This is a genomic window from Lactiplantibacillus sp. C232, from assembly GCF_023806725.1.
GTDB lineage: Bacteria > Bacillota > Bacilli > Lactobacillales > Lactobacillaceae > Lactiplantibacillus > Lactiplantibacillus plantarum.
Genome location: NZ_JAMSKZ010000069.1, coordinates 1 through 277 on the forward strand (window position 1 = coordinate 1; position 277 = coordinate 277).

At 44.4% G+C, this 277-nt stretch carries 1 pseudogene; it reads left to right on the top strand.

Annotated features, from left to right (window positions below):
- Positions 1-259, top strand: a pseudogene (locus MZO41_RS16660) (ABC transporter permease); the annotation flags it as partial.
- Positions 260-277: the final 18 nt, after the last annotated feature.

The following is a 277-nucleotide window of genomic DNA, read 5'->3' on the forward strand; positions in this document are numbered from 1 at the left end:
AGTCAAACTGACACCAGGAAGTTACGTGGAGTCGCTATATCGGCAAGCATTAATGTCCGACACGCTCAACCATGATTTCAATCATCAAATGACGGCACAAGCCCATTTTGAACGATTGATGGGTGTCCGACTGAACTGGTCAGGATTATTGACGACCTCCCAAACATATCATATAATGGGATATATCTTTTTAGGCTGCTTGTTAGCAGTGTTGATAGCACCGTATCGACAGCGACGTCGCATACAACGACTAAATTAAAATGGGGTGGTCAAGGTG